Source organism: Ramlibacter sp. P4_H7, from assembly GCF_056400765.1.
In genome coordinates this window covers 35,430-60,071 of the sequence record NZ_JBFUKP010000024.1, presented here as the reverse complement: position 1 = coordinate 60,071, position 24,642 = coordinate 35,430, and the positions used below count along the sequence as shown (strand labels likewise).

The 24,642-nt window shown below is 70.7% G+C and carries 24 protein-coding genes and 1 riboswitch; of the genes, 13 read left to right on the top strand and 11 right to left on the bottom strand.

The window, feature by feature from the left end; all coding sequences use genetic code 11:
- On the top strand, positions 1-222 hold a 222-nt coding region (locus AC1DSA_RS23570), incomplete at its 5' end, for a c-type cytochrome (RefSeq protein ID WP_477893338.1).
- A gap of 63 nt (positions 223-285) precedes the next feature.
- Here the strand turns inward: AC1DSA_RS23570 and AC1DSA_RS23565 are convergent.
- Together AC1DSA_RS23565 and AC1DSA_RS23560 are read right to left on the bottom strand one after the other, a co-directional pair.
- Positions 286-825, bottom strand: coding sequence for a DUF2946 family protein (locus AC1DSA_RS23565; protein ID WP_477893337.1), 540 nt, complete (start codon positions 823-825; stop codon positions 286-288).
- A 23-nt stretch (positions 826-848) separates the two neighbouring features.
- Positions 849-1,607: a sulfite exporter TauE/SafE family protein gene (locus AC1DSA_RS23560; RefSeq protein ID WP_477893336.1), complete on the bottom strand. Its 759-nt coding sequence runs from the start codon at positions 1,605-1,607 to the stop codon at positions 849-851.
- Between the two features lie 415 nt (positions 1,608-2,022).
- On the opposite strand from AC1DSA_RS23560, the gene AC1DSA_RS23555 reads away from it, so the two are divergent.
- Both AC1DSA_RS23555 and AC1DSA_RS23550 read left to right on the top strand, forming a co-directional pair.
- Entirely contained in the window at positions 2,023-3,060 is a 1,038-nt protein-coding gene (locus AC1DSA_RS23555; protein ID WP_477893335.1) for a hypothetical protein, read from the top strand.
- Between the two features lie 17 nt (positions 3,061-3,077).
- Positions 3,078-3,857 carry a hypothetical protein gene (locus tag AC1DSA_RS23550; RefSeq protein ID WP_477893334.1) on the top strand — a complete coding sequence of 260 codons (780 nt, stop codon included), beginning with the start codon at positions 3,078-3,080 and terminating at the stop codon, positions 3,855-3,857.
- On the opposite strand, the gene AC1DSA_RS23545 is transcribed toward AC1DSA_RS23550, so the two are convergent.
- Together AC1DSA_RS23545 and AC1DSA_RS23540 are read right to left on the bottom strand one after the other, a co-directional pair.
- Positions 3,854-5,485 (bottom strand): GMC family oxidoreductase, encoded by a 1,632-nt coding sequence (locus AC1DSA_RS23545; RefSeq protein ID WP_477893333.1) that lies wholly within the window; start codon positions 5,483-5,485, stop codon positions 3,854-3,856. The genes AC1DSA_RS23550 and AC1DSA_RS23545 overlap by 4 nt on opposite strands.
- Positions 5,486-5,630: 145 nt before the next feature.
- Entirely contained in the window at positions 5,631-7,172 is a 1,542-nt protein-coding gene (locus AC1DSA_RS23540) for a CoA-acylating methylmalonate-semialdehyde dehydrogenase (RefSeq protein ID WP_477893332.1), read from the bottom strand.
- Positions 7,173-7,271: 99 nt separating this feature from the next.
- Here AC1DSA_RS23540 and AC1DSA_RS23535 point away from each other — a divergent pair, with 99 nt between their 5' ends.
- On the top strand, positions 7,272-8,207 hold the full coding sequence (locus AC1DSA_RS23535; protein ID WP_477893331.1) for a LysR family transcriptional regulator: 936 nt from the start codon (positions 7,272-7,274) through the stop codon (positions 8,205-8,207).
- A gap of 148 nt (positions 8,208-8,355) precedes the next feature.
- Here AC1DSA_RS23535 and AC1DSA_RS23530 read toward each other — a convergent pair whose 3' ends face one another.
- Together AC1DSA_RS23530 and AC1DSA_RS23525 are read right to left on the bottom strand one after the other, a co-directional pair.
- Positions 8,356-10,128 (bottom strand): acyclic terpene utilization AtuA family protein, encoded by a 1,773-nt coding sequence (locus AC1DSA_RS23530; protein WP_477893330.1) that lies wholly within the window; start codon positions 10,126-10,128, stop codon positions 8,356-8,358.
- 2 nt (positions 10,129-10,130) lie between these two features.
- Positions 10,131-10,907: an enoyl-CoA hydratase/isomerase family protein gene (locus AC1DSA_RS23525; RefSeq protein WP_477893329.1), complete on the bottom strand. Its 777-nt coding sequence runs from the start codon at positions 10,905-10,907 to the stop codon at positions 10,131-10,133.
- A gap of 103 nt (positions 10,908-11,010) precedes the next feature.
- Between AC1DSA_RS23525 and AC1DSA_RS23520 the strand changes: the two genes are divergently transcribed.
- The 6 genes from AC1DSA_RS23520 to acuI all read left to right on the top strand — a co-directional run bounded on the left by AC1DSA_RS23520 (position 11,011) and on the right by acuI (position 16,290).
- Positions 11,011-12,129, top strand: a complete 1,119-nt coding sequence (locus tag AC1DSA_RS23520) for an MlaE family ABC transporter permease (RefSeq protein ID WP_477893328.1) — start codon at positions 11,011-11,013, stop codon at positions 12,127-12,129.
- Positions 12,129-12,983: an ABC transporter ATP-binding protein gene (locus AC1DSA_RS23515; protein WP_477893327.1), complete on the top strand. Its 855-nt coding sequence runs from the start codon at positions 12,129-12,131 to the stop codon at positions 12,981-12,983. Before AC1DSA_RS23520 ends, AC1DSA_RS23515 begins: the two co-directional genes overlap by 1 nt.
- Positions 12,984-13,134: 151 nt before the next feature.
- Positions 13,135-14,091, top strand: a complete 957-nt coding sequence (locus tag AC1DSA_RS23510) for an MlaD family protein (RefSeq protein WP_477893326.1) — start codon at positions 13,135-13,137, stop codon at positions 14,089-14,091.
- Positions 14,088-14,720, top strand: a complete 633-nt coding sequence (locus tag AC1DSA_RS23505; protein ID WP_477893325.1) for an ABC-type transport auxiliary lipoprotein family protein — start codon at positions 14,088-14,090, stop codon at positions 14,718-14,720. Before AC1DSA_RS23510 ends, AC1DSA_RS23505 begins: the two co-directional genes overlap by 4 nt.
- A 4-nt stretch (positions 14,721-14,724) precedes the next feature.
- Positions 14,725-15,279, top strand: coding sequence for a Crp/Fnr family transcriptional regulator (locus AC1DSA_RS23500; protein ID WP_477893324.1), 555 nt, complete (start codon positions 14,725-14,727; stop codon positions 15,277-15,279).
- A 30-nt stretch (positions 15,280-15,309) separates the two neighbouring features.
- Complete coding sequence (gene acuI, locus AC1DSA_RS23495) at positions 15,310-16,290, top strand: acrylyl-CoA reductase (NADPH) (protein WP_477893323.1); 981 nt, start codon at positions 15,310-15,312, stop codon at positions 16,288-16,290.
- A 133-nt stretch (positions 16,291-16,423) separates the two neighbouring features.
- On the opposite strand, the gene ribB is transcribed toward acuI, so the two are convergent.
- Positions 16,424-17,065 carry a 3,4-dihydroxy-2-butanone-4-phosphate synthase gene (gene ribB, locus AC1DSA_RS23490; RefSeq protein WP_477893322.1) on the bottom strand — a complete coding sequence of 214 codons (642 nt, stop codon included), beginning with the start codon at positions 17,063-17,065 and terminating at the stop codon, positions 16,424-16,426.
- Positions 17,066-17,164: 99 nt separating this feature from the next.
- Positions 17,165-17,333, bottom strand: a riboswitch (FMN riboswitch).
- A gap of 99 nt (positions 17,334-17,432) precedes the next feature.
- On the opposite strand from ribB, the gene AC1DSA_RS23485 reads away from it, so the two are divergent.
- The gene (locus tag AC1DSA_RS23485; protein WP_477893321.1) at positions 17,433-18,386 is read left to right on the top strand and encodes a DMT family transporter; all 954 of its coding nucleotides are present in this window, start codon (positions 17,433-17,435) and stop codon (positions 18,384-18,386) included.
- Between the two features lie 130 nt (positions 18,387-18,516).
- On the opposite strand, the gene AC1DSA_RS23480 is transcribed toward AC1DSA_RS23485, so the two are convergent.
- Together AC1DSA_RS23480 and gspF are read right to left on the bottom strand one after the other, a co-directional pair.
- Positions 18,517-19,422: a 5'-nucleotidase gene (locus AC1DSA_RS23480; protein ID WP_477893320.1), complete on the bottom strand. Its 906-nt coding sequence runs from the start codon at positions 19,420-19,422 to the stop codon at positions 18,517-18,519.
- 4 nt (positions 19,423-19,426) lie between these two features.
- On the bottom strand, positions 19,427-20,653 hold the full coding sequence (gene gspF, locus AC1DSA_RS23475) for a type II secretion system inner membrane protein GspF (protein WP_477893319.1): 1,227 nt from the start codon (positions 20,651-20,653) through the stop codon (positions 19,427-19,429).
- Positions 20,654-20,711: 58 nt separating this feature from the next.
- Here gspF and AC1DSA_RS23470 point away from each other — a divergent pair, with 58 nt between their 5' ends.
- Positions 20,712-21,278 (top strand): GNAT family N-acetyltransferase, encoded by a 567-nt coding sequence (locus AC1DSA_RS23470; protein WP_477893318.1) that lies wholly within the window; start codon positions 20,712-20,714, stop codon positions 21,276-21,278.
- A gap of 118 nt (positions 21,279-21,396) precedes the next feature.
- A complete protein-coding gene (locus tag AC1DSA_RS23465) occupies positions 21,397-22,416 on the top strand; it encodes an ABC transporter substrate-binding protein (RefSeq protein WP_477893317.1) in 1,020 nt (339 codons plus the stop codon).
- A 28-nt stretch (positions 22,417-22,444) separates the two neighbouring features.
- On the opposite strand, the gene AC1DSA_RS23460 is transcribed toward AC1DSA_RS23465, so the two are convergent.
- Both AC1DSA_RS23460 and AC1DSA_RS23455 read right to left on the bottom strand, forming a co-directional pair.
- Positions 22,445-24,070: an AMP-binding protein gene (locus AC1DSA_RS23460; RefSeq protein WP_477893316.1), complete on the bottom strand. Its 1,626-nt coding sequence runs from the start codon at positions 24,068-24,070 to the stop codon at positions 22,445-22,447.
- Positions 24,067-24,546 carry a MarR family winged helix-turn-helix transcriptional regulator gene (locus tag AC1DSA_RS23455; RefSeq protein ID WP_477893315.1) on the bottom strand — a complete coding sequence of 160 codons (480 nt, stop codon included), beginning with the start codon at positions 24,544-24,546 and terminating at the stop codon, positions 24,067-24,069. The genes AC1DSA_RS23460 and AC1DSA_RS23455 overlap by 4 nt, the downstream gene beginning before the upstream one ends.
- Between the last annotated feature and the right edge of the window lie 96 nt (positions 24,547-24,642).

The following is a 24,642-nucleotide window of genomic DNA, read 5'->3' as shown; positions in this document are numbered from 1 at the left end:
GTCTACAAGCAGGTCTGCGTGGCCTGCCACGCAGCGGGCGTCGCCGGCGCCCCCAAGATTGGCGACAAGGCCGCCTGGGCGCCTCGCATCGCGCAAGGCGTTCCCGCGCTGGTCACCAGCGCGATCAAGGGCAAGAACGCGATGCCGCCCAAGGGAGGCAGCGCCGCCCCGGATGCGGACATCAAGGCGGCCGTGGAGTACATGGTCGGCCAGTCCAAGTAAGCGGACGTCCCGTTCCCCTCCAGAAAGCCGGCCTCGCGCCGGCTTTCTTCTTGCGGACCGGTCTCAGGGGCTGGTCGTTTCGGCGCGTTGCGCCGCAGGGCTGCGCACGAAGCCATAGCGCGCCGGCAGCTCGCCCGCGCGCACGTCTTCCGGCTGCCAGTGGCCGGACTCGATCACCTCGGAGGCCTGCACCATGTCCTGCGTATGGACCAGGCCGATGCCCAGGTCGGTCTCCAGGTACACGCGGCCTTGCTCGTCCAGCAGGCAGCGCTTCGCCTGCGCGGGCTGCCCGCTGTGGCTGGCGATGCTGCCGTCGGCGCCCACCCGCCAGATCCAGGGCGTGGCCTGCAGCTCCACGTAGACGCGCTGCGGGCCGTTCTGGAAGAACCACCGGCCGGCGTCGTCCCGCTCGTAGTTGCGCTGGATGAAGTCGACCAGCTTTTCGTGCCGCAGCAGCGATCCCTTGGCAGCGGGAAAGGGGCCCGCTGCCTGCACGCGGTCGTCCCGCATGTACCAGTTGCCGCGATCGTCCAGGGCCAGCCAGCCGTAGCAGTGCGGCACGTTGGGCCACTTGGCCATCGCCTGGCGAACGATGTCGTCCATGACCCATTATGGGCGCGCGACGCTCAACGCAGGAAGGCGTCGTAGCCCGTCTTCAGGATGAGTGCGCCGACCACCAGGATGAACACGCCGCGCACGAAGGAGGCGCCATGCTTGAGAGCCAGGTGCGTGCCCAGCAGGCTGCCCGCGACGTTGGCGATCGCCAGCGCCAGGGCGTACTGCCACCAGACGTGGCCCTTGAGGGCGAACAGCACGAGGGCGGCGAGGTTGGTGGCCGTGTTCAGCAGCTTGGCCGAGGCGGAGGCGTGCAGGAAGTCGTAGCCCAGCACGCGCACGAACAGGAACACGAGGAAGCTCCCGGTGCCCGGGCCGAAGAAGCCGTCGTAGAAGCCCAGCAGCAGGCCGATCGCGCAGGCCGCCGCGGTCTGGGCACGGCCGCGGAGCGTCGGTGCGTGGTCTCGGCCCAGGTCCTTGCGGACCAGCGTGTAAAGCAGCACGGCCAGCAACACGACCGGCAGCAGCTTGCGCAGGAACTCCGAGGGCACGACGGTCACGGCCCAGGCCCCCAGGAAGCCGCCGGTGAACCCCGCGGCCGCCGCCGGCAGCAGCGCCGCCCAGTCCATGTCGACCCGCCGGCCGTACTGGCGCGCCGCGAACGCCGTGCCCCAGATGGAGGCGCCCTTGTTGATGCCGAACAGCGTGGCCGGCGGCGTGGTGGGAAAGACCGAGAACAGCGCGGGCACCAGGATCAGCCCGCCGCCCCCCACGATCGCATCGACGAAACCGGCCAGCACCGAGGCCAGTGTTACCAGCAGCAACTCCATCGGCGCGATTGTCGCAGTCGAGGCGACTGCGCCTTCCGGCCCCGGCGCCGCCAAAGAAAAAGCGCCGCAAGTGCGGCGCTTCTGAAAGTGTCCCGGCCTGCATGGGTGCAGTGCCGCGCATCGATGTTCGTGTTCTGTGCGGGGTTTGTCTCCTCGGACCCTCGTCCTGTCGGCCCAGGGGCTCGACGCGAGTGCTTGGACTGTACCGGTTCGCACGATGCCGGTGCATCCGGATTTTCCCGTGCACCGCGCAAAGTCCGATGAAAGCGCTTGCCACTGTGAGGACTGCATTGTGGTGTCGTGGCGACGTGGGTTTGTGCAAAGGTCGACACGTTGGAGCCTTCCCCAACCCCATGGGTTGCAAGTTGAAGCTAAGCTCGCGTAGTCACATTCACTTCCCGGGGGGAGTTTCTCCATGAAATCACGTCTCGTTCGCAATGCTTATTGGATCGTTCCCACCCTGTTGCTGGCCGCCTGCGGCGGCGGCGGCGGAGGGGGAGGCGGCACCCCCCCGCCCGCGACCACCACGGCGAGCCAGCTGGTGATCACGGATTCCAACGCGCAGGCCGTTGCGGCCGAAGTGCTCGAGACTTCCACCAACATCGACGCGGCGCAGGTCGGCACCGGCATCGTGACCGCCGTCCAGGTTGAAACCGGCGGGGCGTCCAACGCGTTGCTCCTGGCCGCCGTCGCCCGCGACCTGCTGTCCAAGTCCACCGGTCCCGCGCTGGCCACCGGCGCCACCGTCACCCGCAATTGCCAGTTCGGCGGCACCCTGGTCGTGACCGACACCAGCGCGAGCGCCACCGTCGCCACGGCCGGTGACCAGTTCAGCGTGGTGGCGAACAACTGCCTGGACCCCCTGGGCAACACCGGCACCCAGGTCCTGCTGAATGGCACCATGACCCTCACCGTGGTGAGCGGCAGCTTCGACAGCAGTTCCACGACCTTCCCGAAGAACGTCACGCTGCGGCTGGTCGCCACCAGCTTCTCCGTGACCCAGGGCGGCGTCAAGAGCACCTCCAACGGTGACCTGACCATCGGCATCGCCGAGCCCAGCGCCAGCAACTCGAACCTGTCGCTGAGCTCCGCATCCCTGGGCAATACGGTGGAGAAGTCCGGCGTGTCGCACACGATCACGCTGAAGGACTACACCCACTCCGTGAACGTGACGAGCACGCAGGCGACCGTTTCCATCACGGCGACGGTGGAGTCGAACAACGTCCGGTTCGGCTCCGGCGTCTTCAACTACCAGCTCAGCACGCTGTCGCCGATCGTGATCAGCTCGTCCGGCTACACCTCCGGTGGCCTGAAGGTGGCCGCGAGCCATTCCGGCCTGCAACTGTCGGTCGTGCCGACCAACAATTTCTCCTTGCAGGTGGACACCAACGGTGATGGCGGGTTCGAGTCGACGAGCGGCGTCTCGCGCGCCCAGCTCGAGGCCCTGATCTGAGCCGGCGGCGACTGTGGATGGCGGTGGCCCTGCTCGGCGCGGGGACCACCGCGGCATTCGCCCAGCAGGCGCAGCCGGACTTCTCCTGGGGCGTGAGCGCCGGCGTGCAGTACCGCACCCTCGTGGAGCGGGCCGACGACGGCAGCCGGCTGGTGGAAGAGTCCGGGCCCATGCTGCGCCTGGGCGTGGACGGACAGCGCCGGTTCGCGGGGGGCGGCGCGCTCCAGCTGGAGGCGGGCGTCGCGGGCGGCGTGCTGGACTACGACGGCCAGACCCAGACCGGGGTGCCCCACACCACGGAAACGAGGCACCGCGACCTGGACCTGACTGCGGCGTGGCGACCCTGGGCTCCGGCCCCATGGGGTGAGGCCTGGGTGGTGCTGCGCGGCGCGCAGCAACGCCGGGACATCCGCTCGACCCCCACGGTCGGCGGGCTGCTCGAGACCTCGACGCTGCTCATGCCGGGGGTGCGGTGGTCGCACGAGATCGACGTGGTGACGTGGAAGCTGCGCCCCTCCGTCGAGTACCGCACCAGCGTCTACCACCGTCTGCAGATCGAGTTCGGCGGCGTGTTCGATCCGTCGGACATCGACGGTGGCCACCGCAACGAGGTCGCCGTGGCGCTCGAGGGTTCCTCCGCGCAGTCGCCCTGGAGCTGGTCCCTCGCCTGGACGCATGCCCGGCAATCCGCCAGCGACCGGCAATCCCTGTTCCGTGGCGGCGTGCTGGTCGGCACCGTGCGCCAGCCGCGCATCGAGATCGACGACGTGATGCTGCGCGTGCGCCGAGCGTTCTAGTGGCGCGCGTCCCGCAGGATCCACTCCGCAGCCTTCTCGGCCATCATCAGCACCGGTGAGTTGGTGTTGCCGCTGGTGATGGTCGGCATGGCGCCGGCATCCACCACGCGCAAGCCCGCGATGCCGCGCACCCGCAGCTGCGCGTCCAGCACGGCGTGGGGGTCGTCGTCCGCACCCATGGCCGTGGTTCCCACCGGGTGGAAGATGGTGGTGGCGATGTCGCCCGCCAGCCGGGCGAGGTCTTCGTCGCTCTGGTACTGCGTGCCGGGACGCCATTCCTGCGGCCGGTACTTCGCCAGGGCCGGCTGCGCGGCGATGTGGCGGGTGACGCGCAGCGAATCGGCCGCGACCTTGCGGTCCTCCGGCGTGCTCAGGTAGTTCGGCGCGATCGCGGGCGCATCCTCGAAGCGGTTCGTGCGGATGCGCACCCAGCCCCGGCTGGTGGGGTTCAGGTTGCACACGCTCGCCGTGAAGGCATCGAAGCCATGCAGCGGTTCGCCGAAGGCGTCGAGGCTGAGCGGCTGCACGTGGTATTCGATGTTCGGGTAGGGCTGGTCCGGCGTGCTGCGCGTGAAGGCGCCCAGCTGCGACGGCGCCATGCTCATGGGCCCGCTGCGTTTGAGCGCGTACTCCATGCCGATCTTCAGCTTGCCCCACCAGCTGCTGGCCAGGGTGTTGAGCGTGGCGACGCCCTCGACCTTGAACACGGCGCGGATCTGCAGGTGGTCCTGCAGGTTGCCGCCCACGCCCGGCAGCTCGTGCACCACGGGGATGCCGTGCTGCTGCAGCAGGTCGGCCGGCCCGATGCCGGAGAGCTGCAGGATCTGCGGCGAACCGATGCTTCCGGCGCACAGCAGCGTCTCGCGCGCCGCCTCGACCCGGACCATCTCGGTGCCCGTCCACACTTCGGCGCCGGTGCAGCGGCGCGTGCCGTCGGGCAGCGTCTCGAACAGCAGGCGCGCCACCTGCGCGTGGGTCCACAGCTCGAAGTTCGCGCGGCCGTAACAGGTGGGCCGCAGGAAGGCCTTGGCCGTGTTCCAGCGCCAGCCGTTCTTCTGGTTCACCTGGAAGTAGCCGACGCCTTCGTTGCTGCCGCGGTTGAAGTCCTTGCTGTGCGGGATGCCGGCTTCCTGCGCCGCCTGCGCGAATGCGTCCAGCACGTCCCAGCGCAGGCGCTGCTTCTCCACGCGCCACTCGCCGCCGGCGCCGTGCAGCGCGTCGGCGCCCTTGTAGTAGTCCTCGTGCTTCTTGAAATAGGGCAGGCAGTTGTCCCAGGTCCACGAGGCGTCGCCCACGCGCTGCGCCCAGGCGTCGTAGTCGCGCGCCTGGCCGCGCATGTAGATCATCCCGTTGATGCTGGAGCAGCCGCCCAGTGTCTTGCCGCGCGGATAGCGCAGCTTGCGGCCGTTCAGGCCGGCGTCGGCTTCGGTGTAGTACAGCCAGTCGGTGCGCTCGTTGCCGATGCAGTACAGGTAGCCCACGGGAATGTGGATCCAGTGGTAGTCGTCGCGCCGGCCCGCCTCGATCAGCAGCACGCGCCGGGTCGGGTCCTTGGAAAGGCGATTGGCGAGGAGGCACCCCGCCGTGCCCGCGCCGATGATGATGTAGTCGAAGCTGGTGTCGCTCATGCGCTCTTCTGTCTCCTCGCGCTCATTCTGCGCCGCCGGCCCTCACCCCTGCCCTCTCCCAGGGGGAGAGGGAGAAATTCCCGTTGGCCCCCATGCTCCCTGCTCCCTCGCCCGCTTGCGGGAGAGGGAGCAGGGTGAGGGTGCCCTACTTCGCCGTCGGCATGACGAACTCGGCGCCCTTGCCGATCGACTCGGGCCAGCGCTGCATGATCGACTTCTGCTTGGTGTAGAAGCGCACGCCTTCCTCCCCGTAGGCGTGCATGTCGCCGAACAGGCTCTTCTTCCAGCCGCCGAAGCCATGCCAGGCCATCGGCACCGGGATCGGCACGTTGATGCCCACCATGCCGACCTGCACGCGCCGCGAGAACTCGCGCGCCACGTTGCCGTCGCGCGTGAAGCAGGACACGCCGTTGCCGTACTCGTGCGCGTTGACCAGCTCGGTCGCTTCCTTCAGGTCCTTCACGCGCACGCAGCCGAGCACGGGTCCGAAGATCTCTTCCTTGTAGATCTTCATGTCGGGCTTCACGTTGTCGAACAGCGTGCCACCCAGCCAGAAGCCGGCGTCGCAGCCGGCGCCGGCCATGGCGCCCTGGAACTTGCGGCCATCGACGACCAGCTTGGCGCCTTCGCTTTCACCCTGGGCGATGTAGCCGGTGATGCGCTGGTGCGCCACGCTGCTGACGATCGGGCCCATCTCCGCGTCGAGCTCCTCGCCGTTCTTCACCTTCAGCGCCTGCGTGCGCTCGGCCAGCTTGGCCATCACCAGGTCGGCCGCTTCGCCCACCAGGATGCCCACCGAGATCGCCATGCAGCGCTCGCCGGCGGAGCCGAAGGCCGAGCCGATCAGCGCATCGACCGCCTGGTCCATGTCGGCGTCGGGCATCACCACCATGTGGTTCTTGGCGCCGCCCAGGGCCTGCACGCGCTTGCCGTGCTTCGCGCCCGTTTCGTAGATCTTCTGCGCGATCGGCGTGGAGCCGACGAAGGAAATCGCCTTGACGTCGGGGTGTTCCAGGAGCGCGTCCACCGCGTCCTTGTCGCCCTGCACGACGTTGAACACGCCGTCCGGCAGTCCCGCTTCCTTGAGCAGTTCGGCCATGCGGATCGACGGCGTCGGGTCCAGCGGGCTGGGCTTGAGGATGAAGCAGTTGCCGGCGGCGATGGCCACCGGATACATCCACATCGGCACCATCACCGGGAAGTTGAAGGGCGTGACGCCCGCCACGACGCCCAGGGGCTGGCGCAGCGTCCAGTTGTCGATGCCGGTGGAGACCTGGTCGGTGTAGTCGCCCTTGAGCAGCTGCGGGATGCCGCAAGAGAACTCGACGATGTCGATGCCGCGCGTGACCTCGCCCTGCGCGTCGGTGAACACCTTGCCGTGTTCGGCGGTGATCATGTGCGCCAGTTCGTCGCGGTGCCGGTTCAGCAGTTCGAGGAACTTGAACATCACGCGCGCCCGCCGGATCGGCGGCGTGTCGGCCCAGGCCGGGAAGGCGGCCTGCGCGGCGGCCACGGCCTGCGCGACCTCGCCCGAGTTGGCCAGCGCGACGCGGCCGCTCACCTGGCCCGTGGCGGGGTTGAAGACATCGGCGCGGCGGCCGCTCTGGCCGGGGACCAGCTTGCCGTTGATCCAGTGTTCGATCGATGCCAGCGTGGCGGCGGGGCGGGACTTGTCGGGTGCGTTCATGGTGGCTTCCTGCGGGGATGGGCCAGTCTAGGCCTGCGCGGGCCGTTTGGAAATACGGCGGCGCTGACCAGATTGTTTGAGAAAATGAACAATCGAACCATGGCCACGAGTCCCACCCCTGCCTTCGCCGACCTGCACCTGCTGACCGTGCTGGCGGAAACGCGCAGCTACACGCAGGCCGCGCGCCGGCTGGGCATTTCCAAGGCGTCGGTCAGCGGCCGCATCGCGGAACTGGAGCGCAGCGCCGGCGTGCCGCTGGTGCGGCGCACGACCCGCTCGGTGGGACTGACGCAGGCCGGCCAGCAACTCGTGGAAGAAACGCGCGCCTCCTTCGAGCGCATCGCGCAGAGCTTTGCCGGCATCCGCGACCTGGCCGGCTCGCCGCGTGGCGTCCTGCGCGTGACGGCACCCGTGGCGCTGGGCCGGCAGTACGTCGCGCCCTCGCTGCCGGCCTTCCTGCTGAAGTACCCGGAGATCCGGCTGGAGCTGGACCTTGGCGATCGCCTGGCCAACCTGCCGCAGGAAGGGTTCGATCTCGCGATCCGCCACACGCAGGCGCCGCCGGAGACCCACGTCGCCTGGCAGCTGTGCCCCTCGCGTTCGCTGCTGGTGGCGAGCGCGGACTACCTGCGGCGCCGGGGCCGCCCCGCGCACCCGTCGGAACTGGCGCAGCACGCCTGCCTGCTGTACCTGCGCGACACCGCCGGGCAGAGCTGGTCCTTCGAGCGCGGCACGGGCCGCAAGGCGGAACGCGCCGTGGTGGCGGTCGATGGCCCCCTGCGAGCCAACAACAGCGAGGTGCTGCGCGAGGCGGTGCTGGGTGGCCTGGGCATCGGCCTGCTGCCGGATTTCAGCGCCGCTTCGCATCTCGGCCCGCGCCAGCTGGTGCCGGTGCTGCCGGAGTGGCGGCCGCTGGGCTTCTTCGGCGACGGCATCTACGCGATCCGTCCCTGGGCGCCGCAGGTGCCGCGCGCGGTGCAATGCTTCGTGGACCACCTGCGCGAAGTGTTCGCCGGCGGGTTCGCTACTTCATAGGCGGGGGCGTCGTAGGCTGGGGTGAGCGCGCGCAGCGCCGAAGCCCAGCGCGCGCGCCCGCAAAGCCAGCGCCTCGCGCATCGCTGGGGTGCCGCTTCGCTCGCACCGCCAGCCTACGGCCGCGCAAGCCTCCTGTTCGACTTCCCCTTCACCGCCATCCCGGCGGCACCGCCACCGGCATCGACAACAGGATCTGCGCCATCCCCTTGCCCAGCGGATCGTTGCGCAGCGATGCCATGCCGCCGCCGTCGAGCGCATCGGTGCACAGGAAGTTCATCGCGTGGACGCCGGGCACGTCGTAGCGCGTGACGTCGCCCTGCACGAGGTGGCCCAGCCACTCCTTCACGAGCTCCGGCGTCAGCTGGCCGCGCAGCCACGGCAGCCACTCGGGCCGGCGCGCGATCACGCCGATGTTGGAGTGGTTGCCCTTGTCGCCGCTGCGTGCCCAGGCGAGCTGCACCAGAGGAACCTGCGGCCAGTCCTCGCGCGACAGCTCCGCATCGACGGCACCGGTCGCGTCGGGTGGGGGCACCGGTGCCTGGCCATGGGGCACGGCCACCGCGTGCGCTTCATCGGCCAAGTGCACCTGCGGCTGCAACCGTCCCTTGTCGACCAGGAACGCGAATTGCCGGATGCAGGGCGACGGACTGGGCCGCCCGCCCGCGCCCGTCGTGCCCGGCGACCAGCTGGTGCCGGCCGGCGCGATTTCGCGCGCGAACAGCTCCAGTGCCTCCTTCTGTGGATGCATCACGGCCACCTGCAGCACGGCTTCGCGCACGTCCTGCGTGCGCGCGTGCGGCCCGTAGTACGCCAGCTCCGCGCCCAGCACCTCGACGTGCGTGCGGGTGTAGGGCAGCCAGCGCCGCTGCGCGAACAGCTCGCGCGTGCGCGCCAGGATCGCCTCGCCCGTGCGCTGGGCCTTGCGCGCCGCATCGAGGCCGACGATGGTGAGCTGCGCGGTGCAGCGGAAGCCGTCCATGTAGGTGGCCGACACCTTGTACGCCGGCCCGGGCGCCAGTCCGCGCGCTCCGGTGACGCGCACGCGGTGCTGGCCCAGCTGCTCCAGCCGCACCTGCGTGAAGTCGCACGTCACGTCCGGCAGCAGGTAGCGGCGCGGATCGCCGATCTCGTACAGCATCTGCTCGGCGACGACCGCCGTGGTGACCAGTCCGCCGGTGCCGTTCGGCTTGCCGACCACGAAGCTGCCATCGGCCTGGCACTCGATCACCGGATAGCCGATGTGCGGCCAGTCCGGCACGGACTCCCAGTCGGTGTGCAGGCCGCCCGTGGCCTGCGCGCCGCACTCGATCACGTGGCCGGCCAGGCTGCCCTGGGCCAGCCGGTCGTAGTCGTCGGCACGCCAGTCGAAGGCGTGCATCAGGGCGCCCAGCGTCACCGCGCTGTCCACGCAACGGCCGGTGATGACGACCTGCGCACCGGCATCCAGCGCGGCCCGGATCGGCAGGGCGCCCAAGTAGGCGTTCGCGGCCAGCAGGCGTTCGGGCACCGGCGCGCCGGTCTGCATCTCGCGCACGCCCTGTTCCCGCAACTGCGGCACCAGCGGCAGCACGTCGTCGCCGGTGACCACCGCGATCTTCAGCGGCAGGCCCTGGTCCGCCGCGACGGCGGCCAGCGCCTGCGCGCAGGCCTGCGGATTGACGCCGCCGGCGTTGCTGATCACGCGGATGCCCTTCTTCGCGACGTCGCGCAGGATCGCCTTCATCGTCACATCCACGAAGTCGGTGGCATAGCCCAGGTCCGGCTTCTTCGCCCGGGCCGCGGCCAGGATCGACATCGTGAGTTCGGCCAGGTAGTCGAACACCAGGAAGTCCACGTTGCCCTGCGCCACCAGCTGCGGCGCGCCCACGCTGCTGTCGCCCCAGAAGGCGGAGGCGCCGCCGATGCGCACGGTCTTGTCCATGGCTAGCGGCCTTTCCAATCGGGCTTGCGTTTCTGCTGGAAGGCGGCCTGGCCCTCCCGGGCGTCCTCGGTCAGCGCGAACAGCGCGATCTGGCTTTCGGTGAAGGCCATGGACTCCTCGAAGGCCATGGTCTCGATGCTCTTCATGGTGTAGACACCGCGGCGGATTGCGGCCGGCGACTTGTCGAGGATGCGGTTGAGCAGCCACTCCAGCTTCGCGTCGACATCGTCCGCCACGTGGTTCACCAACCCCATGGCCAGCGCCTCCTCGCTGGTGACGGGCTCGCCGGTGATGCACAGCTCGGCCAGCTGCCGGCGCGGGACGAGGCGCTGCAGGACCGTGAGCACCTGCGCCGGGAACACGCCCACCTTCACTTCCGGCAGGCCGAACACCGCGTGCCGCGCTGCCACCGCCAGGTCGCACATGGCCAGCAAGCCCATGCCGCCGGCCATGCAGGCGCCGTTCACCCGCGCCACCAGCGGGAGGTGGCTGGCCCGCGCCCGCCGCAGCAGCCGGGCGAAGTGGCCGGTGGGATCGGAATAGTCGCTGGTGAAGGCCTGGGCGTTCTGCAGGTCGGCGCCGGCGCAGAAGGCCTTGTCGCCGGCGCCCGTCACCACGATCGCGCGGACGGCGCGGTCGGCCTGCGCCGCATCGATCGCCTCGCCCATCGCGGCCAGCACGCCATGGCTCATCGCATTGCGCCGCTCTTCGCGCTGGATGGTCAGCCACAGCACGGCGCCGCGGCGCTCCACGCCCAGTTCCCCAGGGTTCGTCGTCATGGCCGAGTCTCCTTCCGTCGTGGTTATACCCGGCGCGCCGCCCCGGCCCCTTCTCCTACACGACAGCGTCAGGCTCTGCCGTTACGATGGGCGCTCCCCGACCATGACCGACGCCACGCCCCGCTTCGAACAGGCGCCAGCGCCGCAGGGTCCCACCGTCCGCCTACTCGGCGAGTGGACGGCTGCCCAGTTCGGCCGTCCCGGCGTGGCCCGCGGCCTGCGCCGCTCGCTGCCTGCGCCGGCGGCGAGCCAGGCCTGGGAGCTGCGCCAGGCCGGGCAACTGGACCACGTGGGAGCCCAGCTGCTGTGGGACCACTGGGACCAGCGCTGGCCGGACCGGCTCGAACTGCTGCCGTCGCAGCGCGCCATCCTCGAGCGGGTGGCCCAGTTCACCTGCCGGCCGCCGCCCTCGCCGCGCCTCGGCTGGTACGACCTGTTCCTGGCGTTCGGCGGCAAGCTGCTCGCCGCCCTGGAGCATGGCCGCAGCTTCGTCACGCTCATTGGCCAGCTCACGCTGGACCTGCGCGAACTGGTGCGGGCGCCGCACCGGGCGCCGTGGCGCGACTTCACGGGACACCTGTACCGCATCGGCGCGACGGCGCTGCCGATCACCGCGCTGGTGGGCGGGCTGATCGGCGTGGTGTTGGCCTACCTCACCTCGCAGCAGCTGCGGCAGTTCGGTGCGGACGCCTACATCGTCGACATCCTGGGCATCGCACTGGTCCGCGAGCTCGGGCCGATGCTCGCCGCCATCCTGATCGCCGGCCGCTCCGGCTCGGCGATCACGGCGCAGATCGGGGTGATGCGGGTGACCGACGAACTGGACGCCATGCGCGTGATGGGCATCTCGCACACCTACCGGCTGGTCATGCCGCGGGCCATGGCGCTGTCGATCGCCATGCCGCTGATCAGCGGCTGGACCACCATCGCCGGCCTGATCGGCGGCATGGTGGCGGCCGACCTGTCGCTGGGCATCAGCCCCATCTTCTTCGTCAAGGCGCTGCCGGCGGCGGTGAGCCTGCCCAACCTGATCCTGGGCATGTCGAAATCCGTGGTCTTCGGCATCATGATCGCCCTGATCGGCTGCCACTTCGGCCTGCGGGTGCAGCCCAACACCGAGAGCCTGGGCCAGGGCACCACGGCCTCCGTCGTGACGGCGATCACGATGGTGATCCTGGTGGATGCGCTGTTCGCCATCCTCTTCAGCAGCGTGGGGATCTGATGTCCGACACCGACGACGACACCGACACCGCAACGGACGACGAGGTTGAACTGCCCCCGTTTCCGGCCGACGGCCCGGTGGTGGAGATCCGCAAGCTCTGGTCCGCGTTCGACCAGCCGGACCGGCGGGTGGTGGTGCACAAGGACCTGGACCTCACGGTCAACCGTGGCGAGGTGCTGTCCATCGTCGGGGGGTCGGGCTCCGGCAAGACCGTGCTGCTGCGGCAGATCCTCGGCCTGGAGCAACCCGCCGCCGGCGAGGTGCGCATCATGGGCCAGCCCGTGCAGGCCTTTGCGCGGCGCGGCGCTTCCAGCCGAATCGGCATGCTGTTCCAGCACGGCGCGCTGTTCTCGGCCTTCAGCGTGCTGGAGAACGTCGCCTTCCCCCTGCGCGAGCTCAAGACCCTGCCGCGACGCATGATCGAGGAGGCGGCGATGGTCAAGCTGCAGATGGTGGGCCTGAAGCCCGCCGACGGAAAGAAGATGCCGTCGGAGCTGTCCGGCGGCATGATCAAGCGGGCAGCGCTGGCGCGGGCGCTGATCATGGATCCGCCCCTGCTGCTGCTGGACGAGCCGACCGCCGGGCTGGACCCGGACAGCTCGGACGGCTTCGTCGCCCTGCTGCGCTCGCTGCACCGCGACCTGGCGCTGACGGTGATCATGGTCACGCACGACCTGGACACCCTGTTCGAACTGTCCACGCGCATCGCGGTGCTGGCCGACCAGCGCGTCATCGTCAACGGCCCGCCGCGCGAAGTGATCGCCTACCGCCATCCCTTCGTCGAGGCCTTCTTCCTGGGCGAGCGCGGGCAGCGTGCGATGGAATTGCTGCGCGAATACCCGTTCGCCATCTGAAGGCGCTTCCGGAAAGTCCGCCGGCCGCGGGCTTTCCAGAGTCGCCGAACCGCTCCGGGGAGACTGGCCCTGCCGGTCCACCCGTCGCCTCGACCCGGCGGAAATGGCCGGGGGCGAACTCTTCGAGCGACCGGAAAGGTAAAAACACGCCATGGAAAACAAGGCCCACGCTCTCGCTGCCGGCATCTTCGTCGCGGTGCTCACCGCACTGGTGCTCGGCCTGGCTGCCTGGCTGACGCGCGACACCGGCGTCCGCGATCCCTACGAGATCTCCACCAAGGAGACCGTCACCGGCCTGCAGGAACAGGCGCCGGTGCGCTTCCGCGGGGTCGACGTCGGCAAGGTCAAGCGCATCGGCTTCGACCCCAAGCAGGTCGGCAACGTGCTGGTGCGGCTGGAGATCGACCGCGACACGCCGCTGACCAAGGAGACCTTCGCCACGCTGAGCTACCAGGGCGTCACCGGCCTGGCTTTCGTCCAGCTGGCCGACGAGGGCAAGCCGGCGCCCCGGCTGGAGCCCAACGACGAGGTGCCGCCGCGCATCCCGCTGCACCCGGGCCTGCTGTCGCGGCTGGAGGAGCGGGGGGAAGTGATCCTGGACCGGGTGGACGAAGTGGCGCAGCGCGTGAACACGCTCCTGGGCGACTCCAACCAGAAGCGCATTGCGACGGCGCTGGAGACCATCAGCCAGGCCGCGAGCAACACCAACCTGCTGGTGACGCACACCGACAGCACGATCCGCCAGCGGCTGGACCCGGCGCTCGCCGAGGCGACCGCCACGCTCAAGGGCGCGCAGAAGGCAGTCGACCAGGTCGGTGCCGCCGCGACGCAATTCGGCCAGACCGCGCAGCGCCTCAATGCCCCGGGCGGGCCGATGGAGCGCATTTCGGAGGGCACCGATAACCTGGCACAGGCCGCCGCCAGCTTCAGCGCCGGCACGCTGCCGCGCATCAACCGGGCGACCGACGAAACCATGCGAACCGTGCGCACGCTCAACCGCGCGGTGAACGAACTCACCGAGAATCCGCAGATGCTGATCTATGGTGATGGCGCCGCGCAGCCGGGTCCGGGCGAACCGGGCTTCCGCGCACCGGGAGCGAACCGATGACCCGCGCGCTGCCTGCACTGTGCGTGCTGCTGCTGCTGCTGGCGGGCTGCAAGGCGCTGCCCGACAAGCCGGTGCGCCCGACCCTGTACGACTTCGGCCCGGTCGCCCCCACGGCGGCGGTCGCCGCGGCTCCGACCTCGCCGGCGCGCAGCGCGCTGGTGCTGCCGGAAGTGGAGGTGAGCGGCATCCTGGAGACACCCGCGCTGCTGTACCGCCTCGGCTATGACGACCCGCACCAGCTGCGGCCGTATGCCTTCGCGCGCTGGAGCGGGCCGCCCGGCGAGCTGGTGCGCCAGCGCCTGCGCGACGTGCTCGGACGCGAGCGGGCGGTGCTCGATCCCGCGGCCGGCGCGGCCATCGCGCGGCGCGGCACGCCGCCCCCGGTGCTGCGGGTGGAGCTGGAGGAATTCAGCCAGCTGTTCGACGCGCCGAACGACAGCAAGGGCGTGCTGCGCCTGCGCTGCACCCTGCTGGAGAACACCGCCGGCGGCGAGCGGCTGGTGGCGCAGCGCAGCTTCGAAGTGCAGCGGCCGGCTCCCAGCGCCGACGCGACCGGGGGCGTGCGCGCGCTGACCGCCGCCACCGAGGCAGCGGCCCAGGACATCGCGCGCTGGCTCCAGCAGCATTGAACGCATGGCCGACACCACGCTGGAAGAACAGGTCCGCGCCGCCGGGCTGGAGGTGACCGGTTGCTGCGAGCACCTCGCGCAATGGGAGGGGCTGCTGGAGCACAGCCCGGTGCTACAGGACTTCACCCCGCAGGAGGTGGACGCGCTGGGCGCGCTCATGCTGCACGTGCGCGCGAAGCCGGGCCAGATGCTGATTCGCGAAGGCGACATCGACGACTGGATGATGCTGCTGCTGCGCGGCACGGTCGACGTGGGCAAGCGCATCGGCCCGGAAGCGAACCACCAGGAGCGCGGCGACAACACGCGGCTGGCGGTGGTGCGGCCCGGGGCCGTCCTGGGCGAGATGTCCATGTTCGACGGCGAACCGCGCTACGCGAGCTGCTGGGCGCTGTCCGAAGTGGAGGCGGCGGTGCTGGACCGCGCCGCGGTGGCGCGGCTGATCAAGGCGCGTCCCGACATCGGTGCCAAACTGCTGGTCAAGCTCACGCAGCTGCTGTCCCAGCGCCTGCGCAACACCAGCGCGCAACTGGTGAAGCTGCTGCGCCAGCACGTCGCCTGAGACCCCCCACGACCCACGAGAGGAGCCGCCATGTTCCAAGCCCTGGTGCTGGAGAAGGACCCCGAGTTCCGCGCCGAGGTGCGCGCGGTGGACGACAGCTTCCTGCCGGACGGCGACGTGACGGTCGCCGTCGACTATTCGACGCTGAACTTCAAGGACGGACTGGCGATCACCAACCGCTCGCCGGTCGTGCGCAGCTGGCCCATGGTGGCCGGCATCGACGGCTCGGGCACGGTGCTGGAGAGCAGCGCGCCGAATTGGAAGCCGGGCGATGCCTTCGTGCTCAACGGCTTCGGCGTCGGCGAGACCCACAAGGGCTGCCTGGCCGGCAAGGCGCGGCTGAAGTCGCAATGGCTGGTGCGGCGGCCCACCGCCTTCAGTGCGCGCCAGGCGATGGCGATCGGCACGGCCGGCTACACGGCCATGCTGTGCGTGCTGGCGCTGGAGCGCCATGGCGTGAAGGCGGGCGATGGCGAGGTGCTGGTCACCGGCGCCACCGGCGGTGTCGGCTCGGTGGCGATCGCCTTGCTGGCGAAGCTGGGCCACAAGGTGGTGGCGGCGACCGGCAAGGCCGCGGAGGCCGGCTACCTGCAGAAGCTGGGCGCCGCGGCGGTGATCGATCGCGCGGAACTGTCGGCGCCGGGCAAGCCGCTGCAGAAGGAACGCTGGAGCGCGGTGGTCGACGCAGTGGGCAGCCACACGCTGGCCAACGCCTGCGCGCAGGTGCGCTACGGCGGCGCGGTGGCTGCCTGCGGACTGGCCCAGGGCATGGACTTCCCGGCCAGCGTCGCGCCCTTCATCCTGCGCAGCATCGCGCTGCTGGGCGTGGACAGCGTGATGGCGCCCATGGCCTTGCGCGAACAGGCGTGGTCGCGCCTCGCCCGCGATCTCGATCCGGGGCTGCTGGACACCATCACGACCGAGATCCCGCTGGCCGGCGCCATCGAGGCCGCGCAGAAGTTGATGGCCGGCCAGGTGCGCGGCCGGATCGTCGTCAAGACGAGCACGTAGGTTGGCGGTGCGCTCGGAGGCGAGCACGTAGGCTGGCGGTGAGCCCGAGGGCGAACCCCACGCTCGGGTCGCATCGCTGGGGTTCGGCTGCGCGCTCACCCCAGCCTACAACTGCCCACCCCAGCCTTCGGAACTACAAGGACAGCCGATACTGCCGCACGGCTTCGACCGTGGTGCAGAGCAGCCCGTGGCGCTCGGCAAACCGGGCGACCTCGTCGCCGCGCGCCATGCTGCCGTCCGGGTTCATCAGCTCGCACAGCACGCCGGCGGGCCGGCAGCCGGCGAGCTGCGCGAGGTCGACGGCCGCCTCGGTGTGGCCCTGGCGCTCCAGCACGCCGCCCTCGCGCGCCACCAGCGGAAACACGTGGCCCGGGCTGACGATCTCGCTGCGTTCCAGCGTCGAGCGCAAGGCGCACTGGATGGTCTGCACGCGGTCGGCGGCGGACACGCCGGTGCTCACGCCGAAGGCGGCCTCGATCGACTGCGTGAAGGCCGTCGCATAGCGCGAGCGGTTGCGCTCCACCATGGGCCGCAGCTTCAGCGCGCTGGCCTGGTCCGGGCGGATGCACAGGCAGACGATGCCGCTGCCTTCCCGGATCAGCAGCGCCATGGTGGCCGGCGTGATGCGGTCGGCCGCGACGATCAGGTCCGCTTCGTTTTCGCGGTCCGCATCGTCGAGCACCAGCACGGGTTCGCCGGCGGCGATGCGCGCGAGGATGGCGGGGAGGGGGCTCAGCGCGATCGCGCCGGCATCGGAGAGGGCGGCTGGGGTCATGAAACGCTCCTGTTGGTGAACAAAAACGCTCCAAGGCGAAAAGACAGCGCACGCCGGCCTTTGCGGACAGGCACGCGCGCACGCGCCACGCGAGGCGGCGCGCATCTTCTTTCATCCGGACTCAGCAGGTTGGCACCTGCAACACCGTCGGCCCCAGCATCGGACTGGGTCTGCTGACCCCGCGGCCTGGCGGCTGCGGGCGCTCGCGGGCTCGCCACTCGCGTGGCCTACCGCCGGTGGGGAATCGCACCCCGCCCTGAAGACCCTGCCATCCTAGACAAGCTCCGATCCCCCTGCAGTCGCCGCGGTGTCAGGCCGGAGGAACTTTGGTGTCGCTTTGCCGGCTGCACCTATAGTGGCGGCACCGATGGAGCCTCGACCGCAACCCGCAGCGCGCCGCAGCGCGCGCCGCAACCTGCTCGCGCGCCACGCGAGCGTGGCGCAGCGCCGCGTCGAACGGCTCGACGCCACCACGCGCGCGCTGCTGTGGTCGGGCACGGCGGGCCTGCTGTTCGTGGTGCTGAACTCCATCATGCGCGCCGTGTCGCTGACGCTGGACGTCTTCGAGACGCAGTTCCTGCGCTACCTGATGGGGCTGGCGGTGATGCTGCCGCTGATGGCGCGCAGCGGCCTGGCCCACTACCGACCGAAGAACATCGCCGGCCAGTTCACCCGCGGCGGCGTGCACACGCTGGGGCTGTGCCTGTGGTTCACCGCGCTGCCGCACATCACGATCGCCGACGTCACGGCCATCGGCTTCACCGGCCCGATCTTCATCATGCTGGGCGCGGTGCTGCTGTTCAAGGAGCCGATGCGCTGGGAGCGCTGGGTCGCGGCCGCGATCGGCTTCGGCGGCGTGCTGATCGTGGTGGCGCCCAAGCTCACGGGCGGCGGCGGCCTCTACAACCTGGTGATGCTGGCCTCCTCGCCGGTGTTCGCCGCCTCCTTCCTGATCACCAAGGCGCTCACGCGCTACGAACGGCCGGAGGTGATCGTCGCGTGGCAGTCGATCACCGTCACGCTGTTGAGCCTGCCGCTCGCGCTGTGGCACTGGCAGAACCCGACGCCGACGCAGTGGCTGCTGTCGCTGCTGTGCGGGCTGCTGGGCAGCACCGCGCACTACTGCCTCACGCGCTCCTATGCCACCGCGGACATCTCCGCCACCCAGTCGGTCAAGTTCCTGGACCTGGTGTGGGCCACGCTGATCGGCTGGCTGTGGTTCGGCGACGCGCCCAGCCGCTCGACGCTGGTGGGCGGGGTGGTCATCGCCGCCTCCACGGTGTGGATCGCGCGGCGCGAGGGGCGGGGACCACGGAGCTAGTTTCGCGGCCAACCGCGCTGTGGCGTGGTTCGTAGGCTGGTGGTGAGCCCGAAGGCGAACCCCAGCGATCCACCCGCATCGCTGGGGTTCGCGCTTCGCGGCTCACCGCCAGCCTACAAGCTGCGCCGACCTACGAGACCGCGTTGGCGATGCCGGCCGACACGTGCCCGGACGGCACGTGCAACGCCGCATGCGCGACGTGCCGCGTCTGGTCGTCGAAGAAGAAGTCCGGCTCGAACTCGCGCAGGAACTCGCCCTTGGGCAGGCCGCCCAGGAACATCGCCTCGTCGACGTTGATCTTCCAGTCCATCAGCGTGCGGATCGCTCGCTCGTGCGCCGGCGCGCTGCGTGCCGTGACCAGCGCCGTGCGGATGCGCATCTGCGGCGTGGCGGCCTGCTGCAGGCGGTGCAGCGCGGTCAGCAGCGGCTTGAACGGGCCGCCGGGCAGCGGCTGCGTGGCCTTGCTCGACTCGTGCTCCTGGAACGCCTCCAGCCCGCGCGCCTGGAAGACCTGCTCGGCCTCGTCGGAGAACAGCACCGCATCGCCGTCGAACGCGATGCGCACTTCGCCGGGATAGCTGGCGCTGGCCAGCACCGACTCGGTCAGCACCCGCGCCGCGGGAAAGCCGGCGGCCAGCGCGCCGCGCACGTCGTCGGCATTGGCCGAGAGGAACAGCGTGGCCTTGAGCGGGCGCAGGTAGCCGAAGGGCGAGCGGCCCTGGGTGAACACGCCGCGCTGCAGGTGGATGCCGTTGGCCTTGGCCGAGCGAAACACGCGCATGCCCGACACCGGGTCGTTGCGCGACAGCACGACCACCTCGACGCGCTGCACCGCCCCGTCGTTGAAGGCCAGCAGCTTCTTGACCAGCGAGAAGGCGATGCCCGGCTTGGCCGGCTGGTCCAGCCGCTGCAGCTGCAGCCGCATGTAGCCGGCGGCATCGCCGCTTTCGAAGACGCGGTTCTCTTCCTCGAAATCGAACAGGGCGCGCGAGGAGATCGCCACCACCAGCTTGTCGTCGAGGGACACCGAGGCCATGGCCTTATCGTACCCACTGGTTGAGCTGGATGATCGGCAGCAGCACCGCCAGCACGATCAGCATCACCACCAGGCCCATGCCCACGATCAGCAGGGGCTCCAGCAGGGTGGCCAGCTGCAGCGCGCGCCGCTGCACCTCCGCGGAGAGCTGCTTGGCCGCCCGCTGCAGCATGGCCGGCAGCTGGCCGGTCTGCTCGCCCAGCCGCGCGAACATGGCCAGCAGCCCGGGAAAGCGCTTCTTCTGCGCCAGCGCGGAGGCCAGCGGTGCACCCTCGCGCACCAGCACCAGCGCGTCGAGCGCATCGGCGCGCATGGCGCGGTTGCCCAGGGTCTCGGCCGCCGCCTGCAGCGCCTTCAGGATCGGCACGCCGGCGCCCGCCAGCATGGCGAGCGTGCCGGCGAAGCGCGCCGCGTTGTAGCCGCGCGAGAGCTTGCCCACCAGCGGCAGCGTCAGCCAGCTCGCGTCGAACCGTTCGCGGAACGCCGGGTTGCGCAGCGCGAGCCGAAGCAGCACGAAGGCCGCCGCCAGCACCGCGAGCAGCGCGATGCCCCAGCTGCGCACGAACGCGCTGGCCGCCAGCATGATCACCGTCAGCAGCGGCAGCGCGCGCTTGCTGCCCGCGAACACGTTGGCCACCTGCGGCACCACATAGGTCATCAGCAGCAGCACGATCACGACCGCCGCCACCGTGACGATGGCCGGGTAGAGCGTGGCGGCCAGCAGCTTGGCGTTGAGCGCCTGCCGCTCCTCCAGGTCGTCGGCCAGCCGCTCCAGCACGAGGCCCAGGTGGCCGCTCTGCTCGCCGGCGCTCACCACGGCCACGTAGATGTCGGAGAACTCCCCCGGGAAGCGCGCCAGCGCCTTGCCGAACGAGGAACCCGCGTTGACCTCGGCGCGCAGCGCCGCGATGAGGTGGTTCTGCTGTTCGGTGTCGGCCTCGTCGGCCAGGGCGGTCAGCGCCCGCTCCAGCGTGAGGCCGGATCCGACCAGCCCGGCCAGTTGCCGGGTCCACACCGACAGTGCCGTGCTGCCGAACACCGCGCGGCGGAACAGCGGGCGGGATCCGGAGCCGCCCGCGCCGGCCTCGCCGGAAGCGACCGGCCGCACGTCCAGCGGCACCAGCAGGCGGCCGCGCAGCAGGCCGCGGGCCGCCTTCGCCGTATCGGCCTCGATCACTCCCTTCTGGGTGGTGCCCCGCGCGTCCAGCGCCTCGAATGCGTATGCCGGCATGGGGGGATCATACGGGGGCAGTGCGGCCACGCCACCCGCGCCGCGCTAGCATGGACGCATGAGCGCGTCCCTCCCGACCTCCCTGCCGGGCTGCGTGCTGCGCGCCTGGCGCGCGCAGGACAAGGCCGACCTGGTGCGGCTCGCCAACAACCGGCGCGTGTGGCGCAACATGACGCACACCTTCCCGCATCCCTACACGGAAGACGACGCGGACCTGTGGCTGCGCATCGCCGCGCACCCGGGCCGCAGCATCCAGCTGGCGATCGCCGTCGACGGACGGCCCGTGGGCGGGATCGGTGCGATCGCGGGCGAGGGCGTCCAGGTGGCCACCGCCCAGTTCGGCTACTGGCTGGGCGAGCCGTTCTGGGGCCGCGGCATCGCCACGGCGGCGGCCACGGCGCTGGCCGCGCGCATCGGCGACGAGGTGCTGTTCGCGCGGCTGGAGGCCCAGGTGTTCGCATGGAACCCGGCGTCGATGCGGGTGCTGGAAAAGGCGGGCTTCACGCGCGAGGCCGTGCTGCGCTGCGCCGCCACCAAGGACGGCCAGCTGATCGACACGGTGCTGCACGCGCGGGTGTTCCCCGGCGCGGCGGGCGATGGCGGACAGCGAGGCGCCACGCCGTGAACGCGGGCAGATCGGGCCCGGTCCGGCGGCCGACCGCCGGCCTGTTGCGCGCGCCGGAAAACTGTCTTCCGGAATCTCCCCCTTGCCCGGCTCCCCAGGCGGCCGGACACTCGCGCGCATGCAGCAACCCACCCTCCGCCGCCGGGGCGTCCTGGCCGCCGCTTCCGCCACCGCCCTGGCCGCGATGACCGGCTGCGCGACGCCGCGGCGTGAACCCCAGGCCCTGTCCGTCATCAGTTTCGGCGGCGGCTTCAACCTGCCGCTGTGGGCCGCGCGGGACCAGGGCTTCTTCGCGCAGCAGGGACTGGCGCCGAACCTGCAGGTGACGCCGGATTCGAAGAACGTGTTCAGCGGCCTGATGGAGGGGCGCTACCACGTCGCCATCACCGCCTTCGACAACATCGTCGCCTACCAGGAAGGACAGGGCGAGCTGAAGTTCGATCCGCCCAGCGACTTCTTCGCCTTCATGGGCTCGGATGACGGCTTCCTCAGCCTGGTGGCCGCGCCCGACGTGAAGAGCGTGGCCCAGCTGCGCGGACGCACGGTCTCGGTGGACGCGATGAGCAACGGCTTTTCCTTCGCGCTGCGCGAGATGCTCGCGCGGGCCGGCGTGGCCGAATCCGAGGTGAAGTGGGCGCGCGCCGGCGGCACCGACCGGCGCTTCGCGGCGCTGATGGAGCGGCAGCACGATGCCACCATGCTGCGCGCGCCCTTCGACCTGCAGGCGCGCAACCGCGGCTTCAACCAGCTGGCGACGGCGCGCGAGGCGATCGGGCCCTACCTGGGCATCGTCGGCGCCGCGCGCCGCAGCTGGGCGAAGCAGCATCCGGACGCCGTGGTGGGCTTCATCCGCGCCTACCGCGACGCGGTGCGCTGGCTGGAGGCGCCCGCCAACCGGCCGGCGGCCCGCGCTCTGCTGGTGAAGAACGTGCCGGGCATGAGCGAACAGATCGCCGAGCAGTCCTGTGCGCTGATGCTCGATCCGCGCACCGGCTTCTTCAGCGACGCGGCCATGGACCCGCAGGGGGTGGCGGCGGTGCTCGCGTTGCGCAGCAAGCTGGGCGAACCGCCGCGCGCGCTCACCGACCCCGACAAGTACGTCGACCGGCGCTACTGGCGCGAAGCCAGCGCGGGCTGAGCGCGGACGCCCAGGGAGGCTCCGATCCCTAGCCCTGCCGCAGCTTGAACCGCTGCAGCTTGCCGGTCTCGGTGCGCGGCAGGCTGGCGACGAACTCGATCTCGCGCGGGTACTTGAACGGCGCGATGGCGGCCTTGACGTGGTCCTGCAGCGACCGGACCATCTCCGGCCCCGCTTCGTGCCCTGGCTTGAGGACGCAGAACGCCTTGACGATCATGCCGCGCTCCTCGTCCGGCTTGCCCACCACGCCGCACTCCGCCACGGCGGGATGCTTCAGCAGCGCATCCTCGACCTCCGGCCCGCCCACGTTGTAGCCGGCCGTGATGATCATGTCGTCGGCGCGCGCCTGGTAGAAGAAGTAGCCGTCGGCGTCCTGCAGGAAGGCGTCGCCCGGGTAGTTCCAGCCGTCCCGGACGTAGTTCGCCTGGCGCGGCTCGTCCAGGTACTTGCAGCCGGTGGGGCCGACCACGGCCAGCTTGCCCACGGTGCCGCGCGGCACTTCGCGGCCGTCGTCGTCCACCACCTTGGCGGTGTAGCCGGGCACCACCTTGCCGACGGCGCCGCGCCGCACGTCCGCGCCCCCCGAGGAGATGAAGATGTGGAACATCTCGGTGGCGCCGATGCCGTCGAGCATCTCGATGCCGGTCGCGTCCTTCCACAGCTGCCGCGTCGCGTCGGGCAGGCCCTCGCCGGCGCTCACGCTGGTGCGCAGCTGGCCGACGCCCAGCTCGCGGGCGAAGGCCGCGGACTGCCGGTAGAACGTCGGCGCGGTGTAGCAGATGGTCGCGCCCACGTCGCGGATCGTGCGCACCATCGATTCCGGCGTGTAGGGGCCGTCCGGGAAGTACACCGAGGCACCGGCCCACATGGGAAACAGCAGCAGCCCGCCCAGGCCGAAGGTGAAGGCCAGCGGCGGACTGCCGATGACGATGTCATCCGGCGTGGCCTTCAGCACGTGGCGCGGCCAGGCCTCGCAGGCCGCCAGCACGTCCCGATGCGAATGCACGGCGGCCTTGGGCCTGCCCGTCGTGCCCGAGGTGAAGGCAAGCAGCGCGATGTCGTCCGCCGCCGTCGGGCAGGCGGTGAAGGGACCGGACTTCTGCGCGGCGCGGGCTTCCAGGCTGTCCGCCGCATCGGGCGCATTGAAGCGCACCACGGTCGTCAGCACCGGTCGCCCGGCGCGCGCCAGCTCCAGCTCCTCGCCCAGCTTCGCGTCGCACAGCGCCAGCGTCGGCTGCGCCTTGTCGATGATGTCGCCCAGCTCGCGGGCGCGCAGCAGCGGCATGGTGGCCACGGCGATGCCGCCCGCCTTGACGACGGCCAGCCACGCGAGCGCCATGCCGATGGAATTGCCGCCGCGCAGCAGCACCCGGTTGCCCGGCACCATGCCGAGGTCTTCCACCAGCAGCCGGGCGATGCGGTCGACCTCCTGCCGCGCCTGGTCGTAGCCGAGGGTGCGCCGCGGGGAGCGGAGCATCGGCCGGTCGCCCCAGCCTTTCTCGCCGGCGCGGTCGAGCAGCTCGGCCACCAGGTTCACCTGCGGCGGCAACTGGAGCTCGGGCAGGTCGTAGTGCAGCGCCGGCCACTGCGAGCGCGGCGGCAGCCGGTCGTGGACGAAGCGGTCGACCTGGGCGGACGCGACGGGTGCTCTCATGCGGCGGCCTCCTGGCGTGGCTGCTGGGCCCGTTCCTTCACCTTGCCCAGCAGCCGGTGCAGGGTGGCGATCTCCTTGTCGCTGAGACCGGCGAAGGCCTCCACGATCCAGTCCTCGTGCTGGCGCGCCATGTCGTGGAACTGCCGCCGGCCCTTGGCCGTGAGGCGCACGCAGTAGGCCCGCCGGTCGCCCTGGACCTCGATGCGCTCCACCAGCCCCTCGGCCACCAGCTGGTCGGTGATGCCGGTGACGTTGCCGCCCGTGACCATCATGCGGCGGGACAGCTCGTTCATCTTCAGGCCGTCGGGGGAGCGCTCCAGCTGCGCCATCAGGTCGAAGCGGGGCAGCGTCGTGTCGAAGCGGTCCCGCAGCAGCGTGCGCACCTGCTTTTCCACCAGCTGGGTGCAGGTCAGCATCCGCAGCCAAAGGCGCAGGGCCTCGGGGTGCTCGCTGTGGGCGCGCGCTTCGATGTCCATGGAGGCTCCTTCGCTGTGGTCTAAATAGTTTAGGCTTGAACGAATTGGCGCGCAATGGCGGTCGGCCCCGGCCCGGTGCCGGTGACGGAGTCGTCC